The sequence below is a fragment of the Acinetobacter gerneri DSM 14967 = CIP 107464 = MTCC 9824 genome (assembly GCF_000368565.1).
GTDB lineage: Bacteria > Pseudomonadota > Gammaproteobacteria > Pseudomonadales > Moraxellaceae > Acinetobacter > Acinetobacter gerneri.
Genome location: NZ_KB849545.1, coordinates 11,570 through 38,091 on the forward strand (window position 1 = coordinate 11,570; position 26,522 = coordinate 38,091).

The 26,522-nt window shown below is 40.6% G+C and carries 22 protein-coding genes; 3 read left to right on the forward strand and 19 right to left on the reverse strand.

All coding sequences use genetic code 11. The features are described from left to right. Window positions 1-91: 91 nt before the first annotated feature. Window positions 92-2,821 (reverse strand): preprotein translocase subunit SecA, encoded by a 2,730-nt coding sequence (gene secA / locus F960_RS15110; protein ID WP_004867089.1) that lies wholly within the window; start codon window positions 2,819-2,821, stop codon window positions 92-94. Between the two features lie 450 nt (window positions 2,822-3,271). On the opposite strand from secA, the gene F960_RS15115 reads away from it, so the two are divergent. Further along, on the forward strand, window positions 3,272-3,910 hold the full coding sequence (locus F960_RS15115; RefSeq protein ID WP_004867091.1) for a peroxiredoxin: 639 nt from the start codon (window positions 3,272-3,274) through the stop codon (window positions 3,908-3,910). 157 nt (window positions 3,911-4,067) lie between these two features. On the opposite strand, the gene F960_RS15120 is transcribed toward F960_RS15115, so the two are convergent. Continuing rightward, window positions 4,068-4,676: a glutathione S-transferase family protein gene (locus tag F960_RS15120; RefSeq protein ID WP_004867093.1), complete on the reverse strand. Its 609-nt coding sequence runs from the start codon at window positions 4,674-4,676 to the stop codon at window positions 4,068-4,070. 54 nt (window positions 4,677-4,730) lie between these two features. After that, window positions 4,731-5,492, reverse strand: a complete 762-nt coding sequence (locus F960_RS15125) for a ferredoxin--NADP reductase (protein ID WP_004867096.1) — start codon at window positions 5,490-5,492, stop codon at window positions 4,731-4,733. A gap of 85 nt (window positions 5,493-5,577) precedes the next feature. On the opposite strand from F960_RS15125, the gene gigC reads away from it, so the two are divergent. Further along, the gene (gene gigC / locus F960_RS15130; protein WP_004867098.1) at window positions 5,578-6,468 is read left to right on the forward strand and encodes a LysR family transcriptional regulator GigC; all 891 of its coding nucleotides are present in this window, start codon (window positions 5,578-5,580) and stop codon (window positions 6,466-6,468) included. 128 nt (window positions 6,469-6,596) lie between these two features. On the opposite strand, the gene upp is transcribed toward gigC, so the two are convergent. The 14 genes from upp to ndhC all read right to left on the reverse strand — a co-directional run bounded on the left by upp (window position 6,597) and on the right by ndhC (window position 22,445). Then, window positions 6,597-7,232, reverse strand: a complete 636-nt coding sequence (upp, locus tag F960_RS15135; protein ID WP_004867099.1) for a uracil phosphoribosyltransferase — start codon at window positions 7,230-7,232, stop codon at window positions 6,597-6,599. A 114-nt stretch (window positions 7,233-7,346) separates the two neighbouring features. Continuing rightward, window positions 7,347-8,888, reverse strand: a complete 1,542-nt coding sequence (nuoN, locus tag F960_RS15140; protein WP_004867101.1) for an NADH-quinone oxidoreductase subunit NuoN — start codon at window positions 8,886-8,888, stop codon at window positions 7,347-7,349. A 3-nt stretch (window positions 8,889-8,891) separates the two neighbouring features. Then, on the reverse strand, window positions 8,892-10,502 hold the full coding sequence (gene nuoM / locus F960_RS15145) for an NADH-quinone oxidoreductase subunit M (protein WP_004867103.1): 1,611 nt from the start codon (window positions 10,500-10,502) through the stop codon (window positions 8,892-8,894). 1 nt (window position 10,503) lies between these two features. Then, on the reverse strand, window positions 10,504-12,393 hold the full coding sequence (gene nuoL, locus F960_RS15150; RefSeq protein ID WP_004867106.1) for an NADH-quinone oxidoreductase subunit L: 1,890 nt from the start codon (window positions 12,391-12,393) through the stop codon (window positions 10,504-10,506). Then, on the reverse strand, window positions 12,390-12,698 hold the full coding sequence (nuoK, locus tag F960_RS15155; RefSeq protein WP_004867108.1) for an NADH-quinone oxidoreductase subunit NuoK: 309 nt from the start codon (window positions 12,696-12,698) through the stop codon (window positions 12,390-12,392). The genes nuoL and nuoK overlap by 4 nt, the downstream gene beginning before the upstream one ends. Then, a complete protein-coding gene (gene nuoJ / locus F960_RS15160; protein WP_171066273.1) occupies window positions 12,691-13,215 on the reverse strand; it encodes an NADH-quinone oxidoreductase subunit J in 525 nt (174 codons plus the stop codon). The genes nuoK and nuoJ overlap by 8 nt, the downstream gene beginning before the upstream one ends. Then, window positions 13,215-13,757: an NADH-quinone oxidoreductase subunit NuoI gene (gene nuoI / locus F960_RS15165; RefSeq protein ID WP_004867115.1), complete on the reverse strand. Its 543-nt coding sequence runs from the start codon at window positions 13,755-13,757 to the stop codon at window positions 13,215-13,217. Before nuoI ends, nuoJ begins: the two co-directional genes overlap by 1 nt. 18 nt (window positions 13,758-13,775) lie before the next feature. Continuing rightward, complete coding sequence (gene nuoH, locus F960_RS15170; protein WP_004867118.1) at window positions 13,776-14,789, reverse strand: NADH-quinone oxidoreductase subunit NuoH; 1,014 nt, start codon at window positions 14,787-14,789, stop codon at window positions 13,776-13,778. A gap of 2 nt (window positions 14,790-14,791) precedes the next feature. Further along, on the reverse strand, window positions 14,792-17,476 hold the full coding sequence (nuoG, locus tag F960_RS15175; RefSeq protein ID WP_004867122.1) for an NADH-quinone oxidoreductase subunit NuoG: 2,685 nt from the start codon (window positions 17,474-17,476) through the stop codon (window positions 14,792-14,794). 11 nt (window positions 17,477-17,487) lie between these two features. Further along, window positions 17,488-18,819 carry an NADH-quinone oxidoreductase subunit NuoF gene (gene nuoF, locus F960_RS15180; RefSeq protein WP_004867125.1) on the reverse strand — a complete coding sequence of 444 codons (1,332 nt, stop codon included), beginning with the start codon at window positions 18,817-18,819 and terminating at the stop codon, window positions 17,488-17,490. Further along, window positions 18,816-19,325, reverse strand: coding sequence for an NADH-quinone oxidoreductase subunit NuoE (gene nuoE, locus F960_RS15185; protein WP_004867128.1), 510 nt, complete (start codon window positions 19,323-19,325; stop codon window positions 18,816-18,818). The genes nuoF and nuoE overlap by 4 nt, the downstream gene beginning before the upstream one ends. Before the next feature lie 12 nt (window positions 19,326-19,337). After that, window positions 19,338-21,128: an NADH-quinone oxidoreductase subunit C/D gene (gene nuoC, locus F960_RS15190; protein WP_004867130.1), complete on the reverse strand. Its 1,791-nt coding sequence runs from the start codon at window positions 21,126-21,128 to the stop codon at window positions 19,338-19,340. Window positions 21,129-21,212: 84 nt separating this feature from the next. Further along, window positions 21,213-21,890 carry a NuoB/complex I 20 kDa subunit family protein gene (locus F960_RS15195; protein WP_004867132.1) on the reverse strand — a complete coding sequence of 226 codons (678 nt, stop codon included), beginning with the start codon at window positions 21,888-21,890 and terminating at the stop codon, window positions 21,213-21,215. A gap of 6 nt (window positions 21,891-21,896) precedes the next feature. After that, the gene (ndhC, locus tag F960_RS15200; RefSeq protein ID WP_004867135.1) at window positions 21,897-22,445 is read right to left on the reverse strand and encodes an NADH-quinone oxidoreductase subunit A; all 549 of its coding nucleotides are present in this window, start codon (window positions 22,443-22,445) and stop codon (window positions 21,897-21,899) included. A 796-nt stretch (window positions 22,446-23,241) separates the two neighbouring features. On the opposite strand from ndhC, the gene F960_RS15205 reads away from it, so the two are divergent. Further along, window positions 23,242-23,598 (forward strand): hypothetical protein, encoded by a 357-nt coding sequence (locus tag F960_RS15205; protein ID WP_004867138.1) that lies wholly within the window; start codon window positions 23,242-23,244, stop codon window positions 23,596-23,598. Window positions 23,599-23,669: 71 nt separating this feature from the next. On the opposite strand, the gene bfmS is transcribed toward F960_RS15205, so the two are convergent. Continuing rightward, window positions 23,670-25,310, reverse strand: coding sequence for a sensor histidine kinase BfmS (gene bfmS / locus F960_RS15210; RefSeq protein ID WP_004867141.1), 1,641 nt, complete (start codon window positions 25,308-25,310; stop codon window positions 23,670-23,672). A 54-nt stretch (window positions 25,311-25,364) separates the two neighbouring features. After that, window positions 25,365-26,081, reverse strand: a complete 717-nt coding sequence (gene bfmR, locus F960_RS15215; protein ID WP_004867143.1) for a response regulator transcription factor BfmR — start codon at window positions 26,079-26,081, stop codon at window positions 25,365-25,367. Window positions 26,082-26,522: the final 441 nt, after the last annotated feature.

Consider the following 26,522-nt stretch of genomic DNA (forward strand, 5'->3'; position numbering starts at 1 on the left):
TAAATGCAAAGTCTGCAATATTATTTCACTTGTTGATACATCTTTAAAAAAAAGCAGAACAATTGTCCTGCTTTTTTATATTACGGCAAAATTAGATTTTACCGTGACATTGTTTGTATTTTAAACCTGAACCACATGGACAAGGTGCATTACGGCTTTCAGGTGGTGCAAATGTTGCATTTGACGCTTGACCATTTGCTCCGCTTTCATCTGAAGCTGTATTTGCAGTCACTTCACCAGTTAAACCATCAACATCATCATGTGCATAAGAGAGTTTCATCGCTTCAGCTTGTGCTTGTTGCTGTGCTTCCATTTCTGCTAATTCTTCAGCAGTCGGCACGTGTACGCGAGAAAGATCAGTTACTACATCTGATTTGATCACATTCAACATATTTACAAATAAGTTGAATGCTTCTTTTTTGTACTCTTGCTCAGGGTTCTTTTGTGCATAGCCACGTAAGTGAATCCCTTGACGTAGGTAATCCATCGCAGCCAAGTGATCTTTCCAATGACGATCAAGTGAGTTCAACATAAAGTGACGTTCAAGCATGGCTGCTGATTCTTCACCCATTTGTTCACGGCGGTCATGATAACGCGCGAGAACTTCATCGGTAATACGCTCAACCAACGCTTCTTCATCTAAACGACGATCTTCTTCAAGCCACTGACTGATTGGCAATTCAATACCAAGATCAACACGTAAAGAATTTTCTAAACCTTCAATATCCCACTGATCATGAATAGACTCAGGTGGAATATAGTTTTCGATCAAGCCTTTCATCACGTCACGATGCATTTCAACGATATAATCTTGCAAAGTGTTTTCAGCTAAAACTTCATCACGTTGAGAATAGATAATCTTACGTTGTTCGTTATTTACATCATCGTATTTCAATAAGTTTTTACGAATATCGAAGTTACGTGCTTCAACTTTACGTTGTGCATTTTCGATAGAGCGTGACACCATTTTGTGTTCAATCGCTTCATCTTCTTTCAAACCCATTGCACGCATCATGGCAACTACACGGTCACCCGCAAAGATACGCATCAAGTCATCTTCTAAAGATAAGAAGAAACGTGATTCGCCTGGGTCACCTTGACGACCTGCACGACCACGCAACTGGTTATCGATACGACGTGATTCATGACGCTCAGAACCAACGATATGTAAACCACCCGCATCCAAGACCACTTGGTTATCACGCTCCCATTCAGCTTTTAGGCGTGCTTCATCTTCTGGTGTAGGATTTTCGATTTTAGCAAGTTTCGCTTTCCAGTTACCACCCAAGATAATATCTGTACCACGACCCGCCATGTTGGTGGCAATTGTAACGGAATCTGGGCTACCTGCTTGAGCAATAATATCGGCTTCACGCTCATGCTGTTTCGCGTTCAAGACTTCGTGACGGATACCTGCTTGAGATAATTTATGTGAAAGCACTTCACTGGCTTCAATCGTCGCAGTACCAACCAAAATTGGAGCACGTGTTTCTTGAATACGGCGAATTTCAGCCACAATCGCATCAAATTTACCATTACGGTTTAAATAGATAAGATCGTTTTGGTCATTACGGATCATTGGACGATGGGTCGGAATCAACACCACATCCAAACCATAAATCTCTTTCATTTCCGCAGCTTCTGTATCAGCAGTACCTGTCATACCTGAAAGCTTTTTATATAAACGGAAATAGTTCTGGAATGTTGTTGTCGCCAAAGTCTGGTTTTCAGGTTGAACTTCTAAACCTTCTTTCGCTTCGACTGCTTGGTGTAAACCTTCAGACCAACGACGACCCGGCATAGTACGACCAGTATGCTCATCGACGATAACCACTTCACCTTCGGAAATGATGTAATGCACATCACGTTGGAATAGGAAATGTGCACGAATCGCAGCAGAGACATGATGTACCAAGTTTAAGTTTGCCGCAGAGTAAAGGCTCTCACCTTCAGCGAGCAAACCCATTTTGATCAGTTCCGCTTCAACAGTTTCATAACCGACTTCAGTCATTTCAATTGAACGTTGTTTTTCATCAATCCAGAAATGACCGCCATCAGGCACTTTTTCTTCTTTTTGCGGATGAAGTTTCGGTGGAATGGTATTGATCGCCATATAAAGCTGTGACGAATCTTCACTTTGACCAGAAATAATCAACGGTGTACGTGCTTCATCGATCAAGATCGAATCGACCTCATCGATAATGGCATAGTTTAGACCACGCTGTTTTTTCTCAGCCATGGAGAAAACCATGTTGTCACGTAGATAATCAAAACCAAATTCATTATTTGTACCGTAAGTGATATCAGCCAAATAAGCTTCAGCTTTTTCCATTGGTGCTTGCATTGAATAAATCACACCAACAGACAAACCTAAGAACTCATACAATGGACGGTTCAATTCAGCATCACGTTGCGCCAAATAATCATTGACGGTAATCACGTGAACACCTTGACCTGCAATCGCATTGAGATATACAGCCAAAGTACCCATCAGGGTTTTACCTTCACCGGTACGCATTTCTGCAATTTTACCTTCGTGAAGTGTAATACCACCAATCAACTGTACGTCGTAGTGACGCATCCCCATGATACGTTTACCTGCTTCGCGACATACAGCAAATGCTTCAGGTAACAACTGATCAAGGCTTTCACCATTATTATATCGTTGTTTGAATTCTTCGGTTTTCGCAGATAAGTCTGCATCGCTTAGGGCTGAGATCGTCGGCTCGAGCGCATTGATCTTATCGACAATTTTACGCATACGTTTGAGTTCGCGCTCATTTTTAGTACCGAAGATACCTCCGATCAGACTTGCCAACATGTATAGACTCTCTAAATCTTTGTCAAAATAAATTTTTCTCAGACGTTATTATGGTGTTAGAAATTTGAAGTACAAGGGTTTTGCACAAAACCAATAAAAAAAACCTGACCAAAGGGTTTATTGATCACAATTTGTGATGACAATTTGCAAGTGGTCAAGATTGAACGATGCAAGGTCCTTGAAACATTCTCTCAAAATATTGCTTTTGATCACAAAATTTAGTCTATAAGCCTGATTTCTAACTCATCGCGCCAAGGTTAAGTAATGTAGCAAATTTGCACGATTTTTACATAGACTATTTCAGTAAATACTGCATACTTTTTAAGCATTATCCATTTTTGTATATTCTATTTAATGATAAAGAAATGCAAAAACCTTATTTTTAATTCTAAGCTTTCTGCGCAATAGTATTTAACAATAATTTCTATTTCAATAATCGAGGGTTAGATCATGACATTACGTTTAGGCGATACCGCACCAAATTTCCAGCAAGAATCAAGTGAAGGTTCAATCGATTTTTATGATTTCTTGGGAGATCACTGGGGCATTTTATTTTCACACCCTGCTGACTACACGCCAGTATGTACAACTGAACTGGGTTTTACCGCAAAACTTAAAGATGAATTTGCAAAACGTGATGTCAAAGCGATCGCACTTTCGGTAGATGATGTTGAATCACACAAAGGTTGGATTAATGATATTAATGAAACACAAAATACTACCGTCAACTTTCCAATCTTAGCGGACAAGGATCGTAAAGTTTCTACCCTTTATGATTTTATTCACCCCAATGCCAGTGAAACTGTGACTGTGCGCTCTTTGGTTATTATTGATCCAAATAAAAAAGTGCGTTTGATTATTACCTATCCAGCATCTACAGGACGTAATTTTCATGAAGTTTTACGTGTGATTGACTCATTGCAACTGACAGATAATTATAAAGTTGCAACACCTGCCAACTGGCAACAAGGTGATGATGTCGTGATTGTGCCAAGTATTAAAGATGAAACCGAACTCAAAGAACGTTTCCCAAAAGGATACACGGCGGTTAAACCTTATTTGCGTTTAACACCACAGCCGAATAAATAAGACACTGAATAAAAATAAAATTTAAATGCTAATCTAAGTCATTAAAACTCTAAGCAATTAAACTCTAAGTAGTTAAAACCTTAAACCTAGTATTTGATCACTCTATACTAGGTTTTTTCTTAATTGATTGAAGGTATCAGTCCTATATCATGAGATGTCAAATTGAATGATATTTTGTATGCTTCATCGATGGTCTTGTTTTAAAAATTTCAAACCAAGCTGCTAGATTGGGATATTGAGCTTTCCAATCCAATTCACCATTTCTAAAATTAAATCCTAGATAATCTAAAATACATGCAGTAGCAATATTGCCTAATGAAGGTATTTGATTATTTTCATGATATTTTTCTTCTAAAAAAGCCAAGCTTGCATGGATAATCTTCCATGATTTTTCAATTAATTTTTGGTCTCTATGGATTTCAATTTTTTCATTTTCATAAACAATGCGATCAACTGAAGCCACCATTCCATCCGCTAAAGCTTCCAATTGAAGTTGAATGATTTGATCAGCTAATGCATTTGGATAAAGTTGATTTGCAGGATTTAAGCTGTTGAGATATTTACAGATCACTGACGAATCAAAAAGAGATCGTTGATCATCTAAAACAAGTACAGGAACATCTGCTAAGGGATTGAGTTGAATCAGATTTCGATGGGTTTCTGGATGAATCTGATTCATATCAATATTCGCATGTAGAGCTAACTCTTCAATGACGATCCTGACTTTTCGAGAAAAAGGCGAATAATGTGAATAATAAAGTTTCATAACAACTCCTTTTCTCGACTTCAGATTTGATTCAAATTACATTTGAGTATTTTATTACCAATAATTTTCTACTGCGATATTGCCCTCTCCACGACGATTCATGGTCAATCCTCGTGCTTTTAAGGCATCTTTTGTATCGTCAACCATTTGCGGATTTCCACAAAGCATGACATGTGTCGTTTCAGGATTAAAACTGATACCAACCGCCTGCTCTAGTTCACCATTTTCAATTAAAACTGGCAAACGATCATGTAAAGGCGCATTTGGATCACGAGTAATGATTGGTACGAATTTAAAACCGGTATGCCCTTCACCAAAACTATCCGCGATCTCTTGAATACGTTCAACATAAGCAAGCTCTGAAGCAGTACGTACACTATAGACCAAGGTAATCGATGAATATTTCGACCAAGTTTCAAAATCCTGTAGCATCGATATAAATGGTGCAAGCCCCGTTCCTGTCGCAAGCAACCATAGATCATGTGGCATCGGGACTTGGTAGCGAGCCAAGGTAAGAAAACCATAGGGAATTTTTTCTAGATAAAGCTCATCACCAACTTCTAGATGCTGCAAATTTGATGTAAATGCGCCATCAGGCACTACGATAGAAAAAAACTCTAAAGTTTCATCGAAAGGAGATGACACCACAGAATATGCTCTCACCACCAAATCATCACCGACTTTTAAGCCGATTCGAGCAAATTGTCCTGCGGTAAATTTAAAATGAGCGGGTCTTGTCATGGTAAAACTAAACAAATTATTGGTCCAACGATGTACAGACAAAACTTTTTCTAGACTAAATTTTTCAATTGACATGATTTCTACGTGGCACGAAGGATACAGCTCATGGTAGCATGACACGATAATTTATGACTATTTTTAAAATGTTAAGGCTACATCCATGCGCATGACATTACGCCAATTGGCTGTTTTTGTAGCAGTCGCTCAAGAGGGTACCGTGACTAAAGCTAGTGACGCTGTCAGACTTACTCAAAGTGCTGCGAGTATGGCTTTAGCTGATTTAGAAGATGGTCTTGGTGCACCATTGTTCGACCGCTTAGGTAAACGATTACAACTCAATGACTTAGGCCGTTTTTTACTTCCACAAGCTTTGGAAATATTGGGGCGCTGTGAGGCTTTTGAGCAAGCAGCCAAAGGTGAACTACAAAGTATTGATCTTCGAATTGGGGCAACGCTAACCATCAGTGACTATTTGATGCCTGATCTCATGGCTGGCTTTTTACAACTTCAGCCACAAGCACATTTGCAGTTACAAGTGGGCAATACTAGACAAATGATCGAAGCAGTTAACCAATTCCAATTAGATTTGGCATTGATTGAAGGTTCTTGTCATCTTCCACAGTTGCAATGTATCCATTGGCGTGATGATGAGCTTGCCGTTTGCTGCTCACCCGACCACCCTCTCGCACGACTTGATCGTGCACTTGATATCCAAGATTTTAAAGATGTTGAATGGATCTTGCGTGAAGAAGGCTCAGGAACTCGTGAAGTTTTTGATAATGCAATTTTACAAGATGTTCCAGATGCAAAAATTCGCCTGACTTTGGGTCACAATGAAGCAATTTTAAAAATCGTTGCTGGAGGTTTGGGAATGTCGTGTATTTCCAAACTTGCAATTGAACCTCTGCGTGAAAAAGGTCAATTGGTGATATTAAATACGCCATTTTGGCAACTGACACGCCCATTGTTTATGTTGGTTCATCGTCAAAAATACCAAGGACCTGGACTTAAAGCATTTATGAGTTTCTGTGAAAACAATCGAGTTTTTTAATGACTTGAATGATATTCCGAAAAATATTAGATGTTGAAATGTATTTACGTTCCAATACTAATCCAAGAAATAAAAAATGAGGCTAATATTAAGCCTCATTTTTTGTGATTTTTAATGTGATCTTTCGTTTAGTCTTTTTGAACACTACCGAAAATTTTATCACCTGCATCACCTAGTCCTGGCACGATATAACCATTTTGATTTAGACCATGATCAACAGAAGCAGTAAAGATCATCACATCAGGATGTTTCTCTTCTACTTTTTTAATCCCTTCTGGCGCAGCAACCAACACCATGACACGGATATCTTTACAACCACTTTCTTTGAGTACATCAATCGCAGCAATCAACGATGAACCTGTAGCAAGCATTGGATCAATAATCATTGCTAAACGGTTTTGCACATCAGGTACTAATTTTTTGTAATAAGTACGCGCTTGCAATGTTTCTTCATCACGTTCTAAGCCAAGGACAGAAACTTTTGCACTCGGGATTAAATTAAGGAAACCATCAAGCATACCAATACCAGCACGTAAAATCGGCACGACTGTGATTTTTTTACCTGCGATACGCTGAGCTATAACTTTACCATTCCAACCATCAATTTCATGGTCGCACATAGGTAAATCTTTTGTTGCTTCATAAGTCAGCAACATAGTGACTTCTTGAGCTAATTCACGGAAATTCTTGGTACTAATATCAGCACGACGCAATAAACCTAATTTATGACGAATGAGCGGATGGCGAATTTCTTGTATGGGCACGGGAGAACACCTAAAAACTACAATATAATTACATTATTATAAGACTTTTTTTAACAGATAGACAAAAGCCCCCATATTTATGGAGGCTTTTTTTGTTACAGAGCAGCTAAATGATTAATTCATGCTTTGTTGCAACATACCAATAACGAATTGTTGTAACTCAGGAGAAATCACAAAACCTGCCATACGAGCAACTTGGATTACTGGATCTGGATATACACCGATGAGCAATACTAGAGCTGCTGCACCGAGAACCATGATACCACCAACTTTTTGACCCCAATGTTTTTCAGCGTCAATACGTGGAGTATCTGGTGGTGTCATGTATAACACAACCATTACACGCAAATAGTAATACAAACCAATACCACTACCTACGATAACCATAGCAGCCAAGAACCAATGACCAGTTAATACGGTATTTTTGATAACCAAGAATTTACCGATAAAACCAGCAGTCAATGGAATACCTGCCAAAGACAACATCATTACAGTCAATGTTGCTGACAAGATTGGACGACGCCAGAATAAACCACGGTAATCAGCCAAACTTTCTGCTTCGTCATTATTGTTATAAGGACTAGACATCAAGGTCACAACACCAAATGCACCAATTGTAGTCAATGTATATGTAATCACATAAACACCGATCGTGTCATAAGTTGCGAAACCAGGAATGGTCAAAAAGTTTTCAGGGCTTGTGCTGATCAAAGCAACAATCACATAACCAAAGTGAGCAATTGAAGAGTATGCCAAGATACGTTTCAAGTTAACTTGACGTACTGCAAGCATGTTACCCACAAGGATTGAAAGTACTGCAATGATCGCAAGAATCATTTGCAAGCTTCCAGCAATCACCATACCTGATGAAAGCGCATAGCGAATGAATAGACCAATCATTGCAACTTTAGCAACAGTAGCAAGGAACGTTGCAATCGGCGCAGGAGCACCAGCATAAACATCAGGAGTCCATTTATGGAATGGCGCTAATGACAATTTAAAACCAACTGCAAAAATGATCAATCCAAGACCGATTACAACTGCTGGTTGACTAAATGCAAAGAGTAACTTCGTTGGTTCAAGCGCGAAGCTTAGGCTACCTGTATAGGCATAGATATAAGCCATACCCATCAACATCATTGCTGATGCTGTAGCTGAAAGCACTAAGTATTTGATACCAGATTCAAGTGATTTCTCACGTTGATAGGTATAAGCCAACAAGCCATATACAGGAATTGACATCAATTCTAAACTGATAAAGAACGATGCGTAGTGAGTACTTGCAACCATTAACATTGCACCAGCAACTGATGCCAACATTAAGATATAAAGTTCTTCGCGATTGTCTTTATAAGTTTCGATATATGCATGTGACAAAGTACAACATGCGAGTGCTGCAATTAAGATAACCACCTGATACAAAGCTGCAAATGGATCAACGATAAATAGACCCATTACATTGTTCGGTGCAATCCCGACATACATTGTATAGATAAGTAAAATTGCAGCTGCGTTTAAGCCGACCACTGATGTTGTAGCAATCAAGTTATGGTTACGCTTGATTGAGGTCAAAATCATGACCACGACCGCGGTTAATGCCACGATCATCACAGGAGCCAATGGCATAAGTTCAGAGAATGAAATTGTGAAGTTCATGGCTTATCGGATCTCCACATTTTGTTGAGTTGCAACTTGTTGAGTTGCGTCAACGACTTCATGAACAGGAAGATAGCTATTCGCGATCCATTGCATGCTTGAATTTGAAACATCCAAGAATGATTGTGGATACATACCGAGCCATACCAAACCAAGCGCACAAATCAAGAGTAATAAGATTTCACGAGCAGTTAAGTCTTTAATCGGATTCGCACTTTTTTGAGCTTCCGTTGGAGTTCCAAACAATGTGCGATGAATCAAGATCAAGCCATACAAACCAGCAAAAACTAAGCTTACTGCAGCGATAATGGTAAACGTAGGGAATTTAGCAAATGAACCCATCATAATCAGGAATTCACCGATAAAGTTACCTAAACCTGGTACACCCACCAAAGCAGCAATAAAGAACATCAAGAAGAATGATAAATATTGTACTTTGCCACGTAGACCACCCATCAAACGCATATCACGCGTATGAAGACGCTCATACACTTGACCACACATAATGAACAATGCAGCAGATGATAAACCATGTGCCAACATCATAATCATGATGCCTTGGAAGCTGATGATGTTACCTGCGTACAATGCAAGTAAGATAAAGCCCATGTGCGAAATAGATGTATACGCAAGTAGGCGTTTCATATCGGTTTGTTGGAAAGCACACCAAGCGCCGTAGAACACACCGATTAAACCAAACACAATCGCGATATCAGCAAACTGAGAAGATGCCGCTGGGAAGAATGGAAGCACGAAACGAAGTAAACCGTACGCAGCTGTTTTGATCAAGATACCTGCCAAGTCGACAGAACCAGCTGTCGGTGCTTGAGCATGTGCATCTGGTAACCAACCATGAAGTGGGAACACTGGAAGTTTTACAGCAAAACCAATGAACATACACACCATGAATGCATAAGCAATATGAGGAGCTTCTGCATCAAGCGTACGAGCAACTTGCATTAAGAAGTTATAGTCGAAGCTGATTTGTTGTCCACCAGTCAAGATATAGCCATAAACGACTAGACCTAAAATACCGATTAACATGATCAAACCAGCAACTTGGGTATAAATAAAGAACTTAGTTGCAGCGTATACACGTGATTTATTTTCAGATCCGTGATGACCCCAAAGCGCGATCAAGAAGTAGATCGGAACGAGCATCATCTCCCAAAAGAAGAAGAATAAGAATAAATCAATCGCAAGGAATACACCGATTACCCCACCCAATGACCATAAAAGGTTAAGGTGGAAGAAACCAACGTTCTTTTGGATTTCACCCCAAGAACAGCCGACTGCCAAAATACCGAGTAATGCAGTTAAGCCTACCATTAGGATAGATAGACCATCGACAGCAAGGTGAATATGAATACCTAAAGATGTAATCCAAGGAAGATCAAATTCTGCTGCCCAAGTTGGAGCTGCTTGCCCCAACTCAAATGAATAATTACCTTGACTCCAAAGCGCGATGGTCAATCCTAAAGTAATGACCATACCAATCAGCGCGATGTAACGCGGTAAATGGTCGTCGAGCTTGTCGACTAACCAACATAAGAAACCTGCAATGAACGGTACGAGGATCAGTGCGGGTAAAATCAAATTGTTTGCACTTTCCATCTTATTTCCCCACTACCTGAATCACGATCAAGATCATCAGTAAAACCACAACACCGAGTGACATACTTGATGCGTATTCACGAAGCGAACCAGTTTGACGTGAGCTTGTAAATTTATGACCACCTTCCACAATTGCTGGAAGTACAAGCCATAAATTGTCAATTGGATCACGACCAAGGATTTTCGCTAAAAGTAAATAAGGTTTAACGAATACGATGTTATAGAGCGCATCAAAACCAAATGCGTTACGTAAAATATTTGCAAGACCTGCACCAAAACAAGTATTGGCGAAAGCTTTGACTGCTTTATAAGCAAAAGCAAATAAAATGATACCAACTACAAGACCCGCAAGCGCAATACCTACAGCTGTATATTCAGCATTGTGCATGCCAGATTCAAGTGCTTCAGGCACGTTGAACATTGGGATTTTTGCAGAAGTTAAGATTTTTGCTACTGGCTCTTTAAGCAATGCACCTACGGCAGTCGAAAGCACTAACAAAATTGAAAGTGGACCCCAGTAAGTAACGCCTTTGATCTCGTGATACGGTGTTTTTTCTTCGCCGAAGAATACAACCCAGATAAGACGGAAAGTATAGATAGACGTTAAGAATGCACCAACAACACCAGTCCAGTACAAGCAGTTATACAATGCAACATTTTGACCTTGAACCCAAACTGCGCCTAAGATCGCATCTTTTGAGAAGAAGCCCACAGTAATAAATGGAATTGCTGCAAGAGCACCACCACCAATCGCAAAGCATGCGAAAAGGAATTTATTACGTTTGAACAAGCCACCCATTTTGAAAATGTTTTGTTCGTGGTGGAAAGCCAAGATCACCGCACCAGAAGACAAGAATAATAATGCCTTGAAGAATGCGTGTGCCAACATGTGGAACAAACCTGCTTGGTATGCTTCTGCACCCACAGCCATAAACATATAACCAAGCTGACTCATTGTTGAGTAAGCCAAAATACGTTTGATGTCTGTTTGAACAAGTGCTGCAAAACCAGCCACAATCAATGTCACTGCACCTGTGATTGAAATGAACTGAAGAACTTCAGGTGCCATTTGAAACACAGTATAAGTACGGCAAGTTAAATAAACACCTGCTGTAACCATTGTTGCTGCGTGGATCAATGCTGAAACTGGTGTAGGACCAGCCATCGCATCTGCAAGCCAAGTCTGTAATGGGATTTGCGCTGATTTACCAGCAGCACCCAAGAACAACATTAAGGCTGTCCAAATTGCTAGTGAATGATTGCCTGCTAGTACAGTGTGTGCATTTTCAACGATTGTCGCTGTATGCAAAGTACCAAATTCTTGGTAAAGCAAGAACAATGCGATAAGTAAAAATACGTCACCAACACGAGTTACAGTAAATGCTTTGATCGCAGCCAAACCATTGCTTGGATTTGCATAATAAAAGCCAATCAATAGGTAAGAACAAAGACCAACACCTTCCCAACCTAAGAATAAAAGTGCCAAGTTGTCGCCCAAAACGAGGACCAACATACTTGCAACGAATAGGTTGAAATATGAGAAGAATCGTGCAAAGTCTTCTTCACCGCGCATATACCATGCAGCGAAAATGTGAATAAGGAAACCTACACCTGTGATCATCCCCATCATCAATAATGATAGACCATCAAGTTGTAAGCTAATGCCCGGCGCAAAGTTACCTGCGCTGAACCAAGTCCAAAGATGTTGAGTTTGAGAAACTGAACCGTTATTGACAAAGTCCATCCCTGCAATCAAGGCAAACAATGCAGATAAACCAACTGCACCAACACCAATAATGGCAGACACTTTTTCAGGAAGGTTGTTACGCCCTGCCGCTAATAAAACAAAACCGATTAGCGGAAATAAAATCGTTAAATATAAATAACTCATCCGCGCATCTCACTAGCAGCATCCACATCCAAATGATGGAAGCGATGATAAAACTGAAGGACGATCGCAAGACCGATACAAGCCTCTGCAGCTGCAAGTGTCAAAATCAAGATAAACATGATTTGACCATCTGGCTGCGCCCATGCACTGCCTGCTGAAACAAATGCAAGCGCTGCTGCATTCATCATGATTTCAAGGCTCATTAACATGAATAAAAGATTGCGACGTACCATCACACCGTAAAAACCGAGTGCAAAAAGAATCGAAGCAACGATCAAACCATGTTCTAGAGGTATGTTACCCATTGTTCTTTCCCTCATTTGCACTTGGTTCACGTTTGCCTAAGTGGAATGCTGCAACAACTGCTGCAAGCAATAACATAGCGGCTACTTCGACCAATAATAAATAACGAGTAAAGAGTGCTTGACCTACAGCTTTAGGACCGATCACTGCTTGACCCATCATCGCATTTGACTGTGTATCGCCATAACCAAGCATCCACACTAGACACAAACCGAGTAAGAAGCTCATCAATGCTGGATATGCCCAAGTGGTCGAAGTGAGCCATTTCGACTCTTGCTCCATAGTGTGTGAACCTAAGTTCAACATCATCACCACAAACACAAACAACACCATAATCGCGCCTGCATAAACGATAATCTCAAGTGCACCAGCAAACGGCGCACCAATGATGAGAAAAATCCCTGCTACAGCAAGCAGTGATACGATCAAGCTCAATAAAGCATGAACGGGATTCGTGTTAGTCACAACACGAACCGTAGAAACGATGGCCACGAGAGCCATTAAATAAAATGGCCACATCATGGTAATAAGCTCCGTACATCGACAGGCGCGCTTTCACGTTGCGCTTGACCCTTGTCTTTACCGTTAATTGCCATACCTGTTACACGATAGAAGTTATAATCAGGATATTTACCCGGACCAGAAATGAGTAAGTTTTCTTTCTCATAAACCAAGTCTTGACGAACATATTCGCCTAACTCGAAATCTGGTGTAAGTTGGATCGCGGTTGTTGGACATGCTTCTTCGCACATACCACAGAAAATACAACGAGAGAAGTTGATACGGAAAAACTCTGGATACCAACGACCATCTTCTTTTTCAGCTTTTTGTAAAGAAATACAACCAACTGGGCATGCAACCGCACAAAGGTTACACGCTACACAACGCTCTTCACCATCTGGATCACGTGTCAGCACGATACGGCCACGATAACGTGGTGGCACAATCTCTTCGGCTGGCACTTCTGGATATAAAATCGTGTCACGTTTACGTGTTACATGGCTAAAAACCATGAATAACGTACGAACGATTGATCCTACTCCAGCTAGAATTTTATACATTTTGTACTCCCTGCTGTCCTAGGCTTGATTCATCAGAATCACAGCACCAGTCACCAAAAGGTTAACGAGCGCAAGTGGTAAACACACTTTCCAACCAAAATTCATTACTTGGTCATAACGAGGACGCATTAGAGAACCACGTGCCAAGACAAACATCATTACAAAGAATGCTGTTTTAATGATGAACCAGAATGCTGGTGGAATGAATGAGATTTCTAAATTGAATGGCGCTAACCAACCACCGAAGAATAAAGTCACGATAAGTGCTGAAATCAAGATGATGTTGACGTATTCAGCTACGAAGAACATCCCCCATTTCATACCACCGTATTCTACGTGGTAACCTTCTGCCAATTCTTGTTCGGCTTCTGGTTGGTCAAATGGGTGACGGTGAGTTACCGCAACACCCGCAACCACAAATACCATGAAACCAATGAACTGAGGTACGATAAACCAAACATCACGCTGAGCTTCTACGATGTCACGAAGGTTAAATGAACCTGCTATCGCAACAACACCCATTAACGAAATCCCTAAGAACACTTCGTAAGAAATCGTTTGAGCTGCTGAACGTAAACCACCAAGTAATGCATATTTGTTGTTTGAAGACCAACCACCAAATAACACGGCATATACCGCAATACCCGCCATTGCCATAAAGAACAATAGACCGATGCTCATATCCGCCACGCCCAAATATGGGCTTACAGGAATGACCATGAATGACATCACCGCAGTTGCCATCGCAACTGCAGGAGCCAAACGGAAAGTTAATTTATCAACAAACTTTGGTGTCCAGTCTTCTTTGAACATGATTTTAAGCATGTCGGCAACGATCTGGAACATACCGCCAGGACCAACACGGTTAGGACCGTAACGGTCTTGCCATAAACCGAGCAAACGACGCTCGATAAATGACATTAACGCTGCCATCAAAACCACAACCAACAAGATAACGATGGCTTGGATCACGCTATACGCGATTGGCCAATCCTGTGCCCATGTTGGTAGGGCGCGTAAAGTTTCATTCATGATTACACTCCTACCGCAACAGAAACAGGTTCAGCAAGAGATACCGTAGGTGCTTGACCCACTGGGTAACCAATATAACCTGCAGGCAAATATTCAATGACTTGTACAGGAAGACGAATCGAAGTCTCACCTGATTTCACTGTAATGGTTTGGCCATCTTGAACATTTAAGCGTGTCGCATCTTGTTCACCCAATGCAAATGCCGCTTCAGGAATACGCGATTCCATTGCTGGTGTTTTCACAGTAAATTCACCAGAAGCGAAAATGTGATGCATTGGTACTAAACGGAAGCTTTCAGGGTTAGCCACAACAGCCGTTGGTGCTACATAGCTACGCGCTGGACGTTTTGCTAAACGATCAAATAAACGAATACCTGAATCACCACCGATCAAATGACCACCCACTTCATCTTGGTATTTATTCCAAGATTGTGGAGAGTTCCAACCTGGTGCCCATGCAAATGGTACAAGTGAAGATGCTTTTTGTGGACCAACATAACCTTCCATAGAGAATGTTAATGCTGAATCGACATCGACAGGTTGTTTTGGCTCATGTACAGAAATCGGCGCACGCATTGCAGTACGGCCAGAATAACGACGTGGTTCACGTGCAATTTTCAAGCCTTGAACACGGTAACCCGCATCTGGTGCAACATCTTGAATCGCTTCAAGTACTGGTACATTTTTAACAACGCTTTCAATTACATCGTCAAGTAATGTCCAAGAAATAGCTTTACCTTTCACACCAGTTTCAATGGCATGCAACCAACGCCAAGATTCTTTGATGGCATATTCTGGTTTGTAATAGCTTGGGTCATAAACTTGATAGAAACGTTGTGCACGACCTTCTTGGCTAACTACTGTACCGTCACCTTCAGCGAAGCTTGCAGCAGAAAGTACCACATCAGCAACTTTGACAGTTTCAGTTTCAGAATGATCTAAAACAATGACTGTTTTCGCTTTTGCTAATGCTGCTTTGACTTGAGTCGCAGGTAAACGACGGAACAAATCATTTTCAATGATCACAACTGAGTCATAATCTTGAGCAAATGCTTGTTCTAAACTTAAGCCACCGAACAATGCCAAGCCCATTGAGTTCACTTCAGGAACAACGAGGCTTAAACCTGCATTTGCACCTAAGTTTTGAGTTAACTCAGCAGCAGCTTCCATGATCGCAGGATCTTGTAAGCTTGTACCCGCAATGATCAATGGTTTTTTAGCAGCTTTTAAAGTCTCTGCAATCGTCTGTGCAAATGCTTTAGCCGCATCATCTAGACCATTAACCGTTTCACCTTTAACGCTTGCTGCAACAGCAAAACCTAGACGTGCAATATCATTAGGAGAAGCAACAACTTCACCTTCAGCGATATCCGCTAAACGTGTTTGAGTTGCAGCTAAGATATAAACTGGAGATTTTGCATCTTGACCAATACGTTTAACTGGTTCAGCTAACCAATCTTGTGTACGACGATCTGCAGCCATTTGTTTTGCTTTGTTTTTCGCTGATTGGCGAACAGACAAAGCCATACGTGGCGCAGTTTGCGTTAAATCTTCACCCAAGATAAGGACAGCATCATAGCTTTCAATCTCACGCATATTCGGGTTGTAAATACCCTCTGTTTGCATGATAGATGCAGCCAATTCAACGAGATTTTGCTCTTTTTGAGACATCCCTGTTGAATAGTTGTCTTGACCAACCAATTCACGAAGTGCGTAGTTTGATTCTAAGCTTGCACGTGGAGAACCGATACCAAGAACTTTTTTGCCTTTCACATCTGCAATCACATGATCAAGTGCTTGATCAACAGAAACAGTTGTTACTGAACCATTAGCACGAAACTGTGGTTGACGGGGACGATCTGCACGATTGACATAACCTGTACCGAAACGACCTTTATCACACAAGAAGTATTGGTTTACAGAACCGTTAAAGCGGTTTTCAACACGGCGAATTTCACCATAACGTTCACCCGGAGAAATGTTACAACCAGAAGCACAGCCTTGGCATACGCTAGGCGCATACTGCATGTCCCATTTACGGTTATAACGCTCAGAATGAGTCTTATCAGTAAATACACCTGTTGGACAAACTTCAGTCAAGTTACCTGAGAATTCAGATTCTAAAGCACCTGATTCTGGACGACCAAAGTAAACACGTGACGCATTTGCATAAACACCAAAGTCCGTACCACCAGCATAATCTTTGTAGTAACGAACACAACGGTAACATGCGATACAACGGTTCATTTCATGCGCGATGAACGAACCCAATTCTTGGTTGTAATGCGTACGTTTAGTGAAACGATAGCGACGACGGTCGTGACCAGTCATCACAGTCATATCTTGTAAATGACAATGACCGCCCTCTTCACAGACTGGACAGTCGTGTGGGTGGTTTGTCATTAAAAATTCAACGATAGATTCACGAAAATCTGTCGCTTCTTTGTCTTCGATCGAGATATAAGTATTGTCAGAAGCAGGCGTCATACATGACATCACCAAACGACCACGCGTATCATCTGCGTTTGCGTATTGTTTGACGGCACATTGACGGCAAGAACCAACAGAACCTAAAGCTGGATGCCAACAAAAATATGGGATGTCGATACCAAGGCTCAAACAAGCTTGTAGCAAGTTTTCCGAGCCATTGACTTCGTAGTCTTTTCCATCGACATGAATTGTAGCCATAGTCGAATTCCTTAAGCTTGTTCTACGTTGCTGGCTTGAGCTGCGGGCTGGCTTGCCACTTTAGCTTCAAACTCGCTACGGAAATGTTTGAGTGCGCCCATAAGCGGCTCCATCGCACCCGGTGCGTGGGCACAGAAAGTTTTCCCGATCCACAATTTACGAGTCAATTCTTGTAAATGATCGATGTCTTCTTTCTTACCTTCGCCTGATTCAAGTGCTTTCAGCGCTTTTACAGCCCATGGCAAACCGTCACGGCAAGGTGTACACCAACCGCAAGATTCACGCGCAAAGAATTCTTCTAAGTTACGGGTTGCAGAAACCATACATTGAGTTTCATCAAACACCATAAGCAAACAGGTACCTAAACGAGAACCCGCTTTCATAATGCTTTCAGAATCCATTGGAAGATCAATATGTTCTGCTGCAAGGAAATCGGTAGATGCCCCACCCGGTAACCACGCTTTCAAAGTAAGACCATCACGCATACCACCTGCATGATCTTCAATCACTTCACGTGCTGTCGTACCAAATGGCAATTCCCAAAGACCTGGGAATTTCACCTTACCTGATGCACCGTAGATTTTTGTACCTGGATCTTTAGATTTACCTTCAGATAAACCGATATACCATTCTGGACCACGAAGCATAATTGCTGGTAAGTTATTGAACGTTTCTACGTTGTTCACAATCGTAGGACGACCCCAAGCACCTGCAACTTGTGGGAATGGCGGTTTAGTACGAGGGTTTGCACGGCGACCTTCAAGCGAGTTAATCAATGCAGTTTCTTCACCACAGATATAACGCCCTGCACCTGTATGCACATGTAGGTCAAAGTTCCAGCCTGTACCTAGGATGTTTTCACCCAAATAACCTTTAGCGCGAATTTGCTCTAAAGCTTCATTTAAGTAACCAGCCGCTTCGATGTATTCACCACGAATAAAGATATAACCTTGAGTTGCTTCAAGGGTATAACCTGCAATCAACATACCTTCGATCAATTGGTGAGGAAGTCTTTCCATCAACAAACGGTCTTTAAAAGTACCCGGTTCCATTTCATCGGCATTACAGATGAGGTAACGAGGACCACCATCATTTGGCGCCATAAGCGACCATTTAATACCTGCTGGGAAACCTGCACCACCACGACCTTTAACAGTCGCAGCTTTAACCACTTCCAGCACCTCAGCAGGTTGCATAGAAATCGCTTTTTTAAAGCCAGCATAACCTTCGAGCGCTTCGTAATCATCTGCATTACGAACGTGTTCTTGTTTGCTCAAACGCCATGTTAATGGATGAGTTTCTGGGTTACCGTCGCCATAAATTGGTTTTGGTTCAGTATTCATACATACTTCTCCAATAACTGTTGAATTGATGTCACTTCAACCAAACCGTGAGTATCTTCATCAATCATAAGGGTTGGACCTTTATCACAGTTTCCAAGACAGCAAATCGGAAGTAGTGTAAAACGACCATCAGCTGTCGTTTGACCAAACTGGATACCGAGTTCACGTTGGAAAGCTTCAGCTAAAGTTTCCGCGCCCATTAAGAAACAAGCGATAGAATCACATAATAAAATTACGTGACGACCTACAGGCTGGCGATAAATACGATTATAGAAAGTGGCAACACCTTCCAAATCAGCAACACTAATCGTAAGTACTTGCGCAATCGCATTGAGCTGTGCGTCATCTACCCAACCATTACGGCGCTGTACACACTTCAACGCATCCAAAGATGCTGCACGTGGGTACGGATAATGGCTAATGTGATGTTGAATGTCATGAATTTCTTCAGAAGTCAAAATTCCTTCAACATTCACACGTGGCTTTTTATCAGTCAAAATCATCATAATGCGTTTCCCCTAGCGATCCACGTCAGCCATAACGACGTCGATAGTCGCTAAATAAATGATCAAGTCAGATACAAGACTGCCGTTAATCACGGAAGGAATTTGCTGTAAGTGAGTAAATGTAGGCGTACGGATACGAGTACGATAGCTCATCGTAGATTTATCCGAAGTCATATAATATGTACTTGCACCTTTTACTACTTCTGCCATTACAGATGTTTCACCTGCAGGCATTACAGGACCCCATGACACGCTCAAGAAGTGCGTAATCAAAGTTTCAATATCTTGTAAAGTCTTATCTTTTGGTGGTGGAACTGCCAATGGATGATCCGCTTTATAAGGACCAGAAGGCATATTATCCAAGCACTGTTTTACGATTTTGAGCGACTCGTTGATTTCATGGTAATGCACCATGACACGAGCATACGCATCACCTTCGTATTCTAGAGGCACTTCAAAGTCGTAATTTTCATAGCCACTATATGGGCGATATTTACGAACGTCGAAATCAATACCTGTAGCACGAAGACCAGTACCTGTCACACCCCATGCCAATGCAGATTTTGCATCGTATTGAGCAACATTTTGTGTACGACCCATAAATACTGAGTTGCGAAGTGCAGCTGTGTAGTATTCATTCATACGTTTTGGCATCCATTCGAGAATATCGCGAATAAGTTTTTGCCAATTGTTTGGAAGGTCGTGCGCTGTACCACCGATACGGAACCATGCTGGATGCATACGGAAACCAGTGATCGCTTCAATCGCGTCATAGATTTTTTGACGGTCTGCAAACATATAGAATACTGGAGTCATACCACCCGCATCCTGAATCGCAGTACCGATATACAACAAATGGTTGTTAATACGGAACAATTCAGAAAGCATGACACGGATACATTGTGCACGATCAGGAACAGTAATTCCTGCAAGTTTTTCCACACCCATTACATAAGGCATGTTTTGCGCACAACCACCCAAGTAGTCAACACGGTCAGTATAAGGAATGAATGAATGCCAAGTTTGACGTTCAGCCATCTTTTCCACACCACGGTGGTGATAACCGATGTCAGGCACACAGTCTTTCACTTCTTCGCCATCTAACTGCAATACAACACGGAATGCACCGTGAGCAGATGGATGGTTAGGACCAATGTTCAAGAACATGAAGTCTTCGTCGTCATTACCGCGTTCAAGACCCCAATCTTCTGGAACGAAGCGAAGATGTTCTTGTTCAAAGTCTTGTTTCGCTTTGTCTTGCATGTACGGCGTATATTCAGTCGCACGAGCAGAGTATTCTTTACGAAGCGGGTGACCTTCCCAGTATGTTGGCAATAAAATACGACGTAGCATTGGATGCCCATCGAAGTTAATTCCAAACATATCGTATGCTTCACGCTCGTACCAGTTGGCATTTGGCCAAATATTGGTCGCCGTAGGAACATTCAAGTCACTTTCATTTAAAGCAACTTTAATACGAATATCTGTATTGCGTTCTAATGACAATAAGTGATAGAACACAGTAAAGTCAGATGCAGGCAATCCTTCACGGTGATTACGTAAACGCTCGTCTATTGCAGACAAGTCGAATAACATCACATAAGGACGAGCAACTGTACGCAAGAACATCAAAACTTCTTGCACACGAGCACGCTCTACCCAGACTGTTGGAAAATCTTCACAAGTCGGTTGCACGTAGAAGTTCTCACCAAATTTGGTTTTGAGCTCTTCTACAATTGCAAATGCTGGGCGCGAATCAACTGCAGTTGACTCTTCTGGCATAGCAATTTCAGTTTCAGCCATTGGCTTGGCTTCCTATTTAATACAAATTTTGTCAATTTTCCTGATGAACATACCTTTTGATATGTCAAAAACTCATCAAGAAATTTACTTAATTTCATCCATAGAACGTAAGTTTTTCACTGCAATACGCTGTGCATTCTTACGATCGCGTTCTGGCATCATCTTTGGCTTATATACTGGCTGAAGATCATCACCAATCACCGCAGAAAGCGGGCGACGTTCTAATTGAATTTGGTCTTGTAACAGCATTAATGCTTGGATCAATGCTTCTGGACGTGGAGGACAACCTGGCACATACACGTCAACTGGGATGATTTTATCAACACCCTGAACTACAGAATAGATGTCATACATACCGCCTGAGTTTGCACAAGCACCCATTGAGATCACCCATTTAGGCTCAAGCATTTGTTCATACAAACGTTGAATTACAGGTGCCATTTTTACAAAACATGTTCCTGCAACGATCATCAAGTCAGCCTGACGCGGTGAAGCACGAATAACCTCGGCACCGAAACGTGACATATCATGCACACCTGTTAAGGTCGTTGCATATTCTACGTAGCAGCAAGAAGTACCAAAGTTAAAAGGCCATACTGAATTTTTACGGCCCCAGTTCACAGCTGTATGTAAAACATCTTCTAGACGAGTCATGAAGATGTTTTTATTCACTTCTTCATCAAGTGGATCAGTTACAACTTGACGTTCTTGAAGCGGATACTGGTCAGCTTCTGGATTCGCACGGGTTAATGTGTATTTCATCCCGAGTTACTCCTTAACAGATGACGTAGTCGGTGTTTTAGATTTCACACGACCAGATGATTGAGCAGGAATTTGACCTGTAGGGTCTATAACCAACTCGTCAATAGAATTGAAGCGTGTAATTTCTGCTAGATCCATGTTCGCAGAACCAATCTTTCTTTGAACTCCAGCAGCTTTTCTACGATCTGTAGGTGACCAATCTAATGCACCAACTGCAATGGCGTATACCAATGCAATCAATAAATCGACCACAAAAACTACAACTGTTGCATAACCGAACCAACCCACTTCACGCACAGATGTAGACCATGCGTATAAATAAAGAGCTTCTAAGTCAAACACAACAAAGAAAATCGCAACAAGATAGAACTTAGCGGACAAGCGAATGCGTGCACCACCAGCACTCACTACGCCTGATTCAAATTGTTCTTGCTTCGCACGTCCCCATGATTTACCCCCAAGGAGTAAAGGAACTGTGAGCATAAAGACACAAAGAAATGTAACGCCGATCACGAAGGCAATAATTGCCCAGTCGTATGGAGTAATGGCACTCATGCGGGGATAACTCCTGGCAGGCCTAATTATTAACAAGAATGTATGTATTGGCCTTGTAAATACACCAAACACAAAATAAATCTTATCAATTGTACCTGATTTATGATTTACCTTGCTAGTTTATCAAGCTTAGTCTTTGGGATGATTTTTTAGCCAAAATTGATATTTTATGACAATTCGTATGATTCGCACTGGTTGTAATCGCTTTATCAAATACCTTTGATGTTTATTATTATTTTTTTAAATACAGTATTTAGGATTTTGATTAGAGAACATAAATCAGCAACTTATTTACACCCAACGTTCATCATTTCCCCTTGATTTACCATGTTTACAGTCATTTTTTGTACAATTATTCAGGCCGTAACTTTGAGTTTTTCAAATTTACTTTTGGTTACATTTATTTTTCACTTTCATTATGATTTTTTTTATTTTCATGAATGGTTTTAATGGAAAAATATCTCATTAAGAGAATCTGCTCGATTTTTATCACATTTTATACGCGATTCAACACAATTTATCCACGCTATGCAAGTTGTGCTGTTTTCTCTACAAAATCCTTAAGTTAATGTTTGTGCTCTTTAGATAAAGTTAATTAAGCTGCTATTTTTGCTGTCATTCTATGCTTTAGTATAATACTTGATCATTTGATTGATTTTTAATCAACTTTTTAAGTATTTATTTCAATTTTTTACCATGTTTTAATCATCTTTATACAAAGCTGAAAAATATAGCCTGTATGCTAATAAAAAATCGTAGTAATCAATTTAAATACAAATAATAAGGAGCATTTTTCATGAGCTTAGATTTCACGCATAAACCTGATTATTTCTTAAATGCGCAACTTTTAATGAATCACATTGTGAGCTATATCAAAAAGCATCCTGATGCAAATAATGCCATCTTTGATTTACGCGATATTTACGAGATTTTCCGCCAAGATCTTGCTTCAACAACAACCAATCTTGAAGGTATTTTAAATATTGCAGATGAATATCAAGTTGAAACGATCAATGGCGACGAAAAAATTATCAGTGGTTTCAATATTGATGCTGAAAACAATTCTTTATTGATTGATTTTAACCAAGCGGCTTTACAAGCATTACGTGATGGCAAGAATTTCATTCCACCTGATGCAACTTTGCATCAATAATTTTCCAGTCAAATCAAAATGCCAGCGATCATGCTGGCATTTTTTATGAAAGATATTTTCACGATTTCATTTTACTTCTTTTTCGCTTTAAAACGTTTTGCTGGCCAATACATGGTAAATCTTGCACCACCTAAGTTTGGACTCGCATCAACTTCAATTTTCCCACCAAACCAATATGCAATACGGCTCACAATTGATAAACCTAAACCATAACCACCAGAGGCACGTGTACGGCTATCATCTAATCGTGCAAATGCTTCAAATATTCGACTACGATCAGCCTCAGGGATCCCCGGTCCATCATCTTCAATGCAGACATAAGCCATATCCGTTTCAGTATTAATCCCACCACTGATACGCACTACATGATCACAGTAGCGAATGGCATTGCCGACTAAGTTTTGTACCACTCGATGTAAATAACGGCGCTCTGCATAAACCAGCACATCATTGGAAAGTGGCATCAACTGGATAGTTTTTTGAGTCTTCAATGCCTCTGTTTCAACTGCAACTTGATCGAGCACATCAAATAAAGGCAACTCTTCAAAATCAAGTGACGGTGTGCCCTGCTCTAGTTTGGCATAAGTCATGATCTCATCAATCAAAGTATTTAAAGCTTCGATATCTTTATCAATCATTTCCATCTGTTGCACGCGATACTCGTACTCATCTTCATCAGCGAGCATTTCCATACCAAATCGTATCCGTGCGACAGGTGTGCGAAGTTCATGTGAAACAGCGCGCATTAACTCACGCTGTGCTTCAATCAAACGCTGAATATGATCAGACATGCTATTATAACTTGATGCCAATGATGCCATTTCATCATTACCGTCAACATTTAAACGCAGTGATAAATCACCTGTTTTCATTTTGTTTAGAGCGTGATTAACCTGACGAATCTTGCGCTGCATTGGCACAATCAATCCATAAACCCCCAAACACAATAAGAACATACTGAGTAATGTAATGCCTGCTGCCAATTTAAATGGCATCCAGTTAAACATGGGGACAGGTCCCATTACCAAAACTTTGCCGGGCAAGTTTGCCATCGGCGCAACAATGGAAATGGTTGTACCATGCACTGTGGCACTATCACGATATAAAATCACATTTTGATCAGCACGTAAGCGACCTATTTGCTCAGAGTCCAAATTGGTTTGAGAAATATTTTCAATGCTGACCGGATAAGAGAAATGTTGACGGATTTTATTGAGATATTCTTCTTCTTGCCCAGGATAATACACCAAGTATTCCTGCACAAAGACCGGTAAGGCTTTCATTTGGCGTTCGCCAAATTTTGAATCTTTAGAATCAGCCTTTACATAAAGATAATGATGAGGATCGTTCTGGATCCCCAAAATCATATAAGCAACGCCCTGCTCTGCATCATAGCGAACAATGGCTTTTTGTTCTGAAATACGTTTTTCTTCGGAACGTGATAATTCAACTTTATTTGAATCTATATAATAGATTGGAAGCTCCAGTAAATCTGAAGCATCCGAGATCCAATCCATTTTTTGTTGTAGTGTTTTTTGCCGTGCAACACTTTCACCGATGACATAAGAAATCCCATCAGTGAGTGATTCACGATATTCTTGCGCACGTTGATAGTTGATAATTTGGACCAGTAAATAGCCAAACATCGCCACCAAAACCACAAGAATAACCAGCCCTGCATAAATTCGCAGGAAAATACTGTGCTTAAACACGTTGTGTTTCCCTTAAAAGGTATTTGAAATACCCAACCAAGATTTAATGAACCATTACAATCCGTTGGTTTCTTTCACAAACAAATAACCTTTACTACGTACAGTCTTAATACGTTTTGGATTTTCTGGGTCATCGCCAATTTTTGGACGGATACGTGAAATACGTACGTCAATCGAACGGTCTTGACCATCGTATTCAATACCGCGTAGACGCTCGAAAATATCTTCACGAGAAAGAATGCGCCCTGCATTTGAAGCCAACAACCATAACAAGTCATATTCAGCACTTGTGAAATCCACAAGATCGCCATTCAATGTTACTGAACGACCACCATTATCAATGACTAAATCATCAAATTCGATACGTTGAGCAACTTCATCATCCGTTGTTTTGTCTGTACGACGTAACAATGCACGGATACGAGCAAGCAAGACACGTGGTTGAACAGGTTTCGCAACATAATCGTCAGCACCCATTTCTAAACCAAGAACTTGGTCCATATCTTCAGTGCGTGCAGTCAACATCAAAATCGGTTGGTGATAATGTGGACGAACTTCACGACAAACGGTTAAACCATCAGCACCAGGTAGCATCACATCAAGCACAACCAGATCAGGTTGTTCACTAATGATACGACGAATCGCTCGATTTCCGTCTGGTTCAACGCCAACTTCCAAACCATTACGGATTAAATATTCTTGTGTTAAACGAGCAAGACGTTCATCGTCTTCTACGATCAAAATTTTTGGTAACTTTTCTTCTTGGCTCATCTATATGCCCCTGTATTGGATCTGGAGTCTGCCTTTAAAATCGGACAGATACGCCTCTTATGCTTTGCAATATACACACGTTTACATTGTAAACAAGACCCCATTCACCAAACTGATACATGACAGTGTAATTTTGTTATATTTTTTTTAATTATTGAATTCACTGATATTTTATTAAGCAGTTTATAAGCTTTATTCTATTTTTGTTGATTTTCCTCATTTTAGTTATTTTTTTAAACAATTTATTTCATTGGTCATATTCTGAGTAATTAAATTAAGCATTTTTAGTTATCCACAGAGTTATCTATAAGCATTTTTTTTAAGCTTTGCTATGCTATGCCCTTGCCTGCCAAGGCTTACACAAGAACAAAAAAAATAGGCGAAAAAACTTATAATTTTTTTTGATGCCTAGGTGAAATTTTTATAAAAAAGTCAATATTG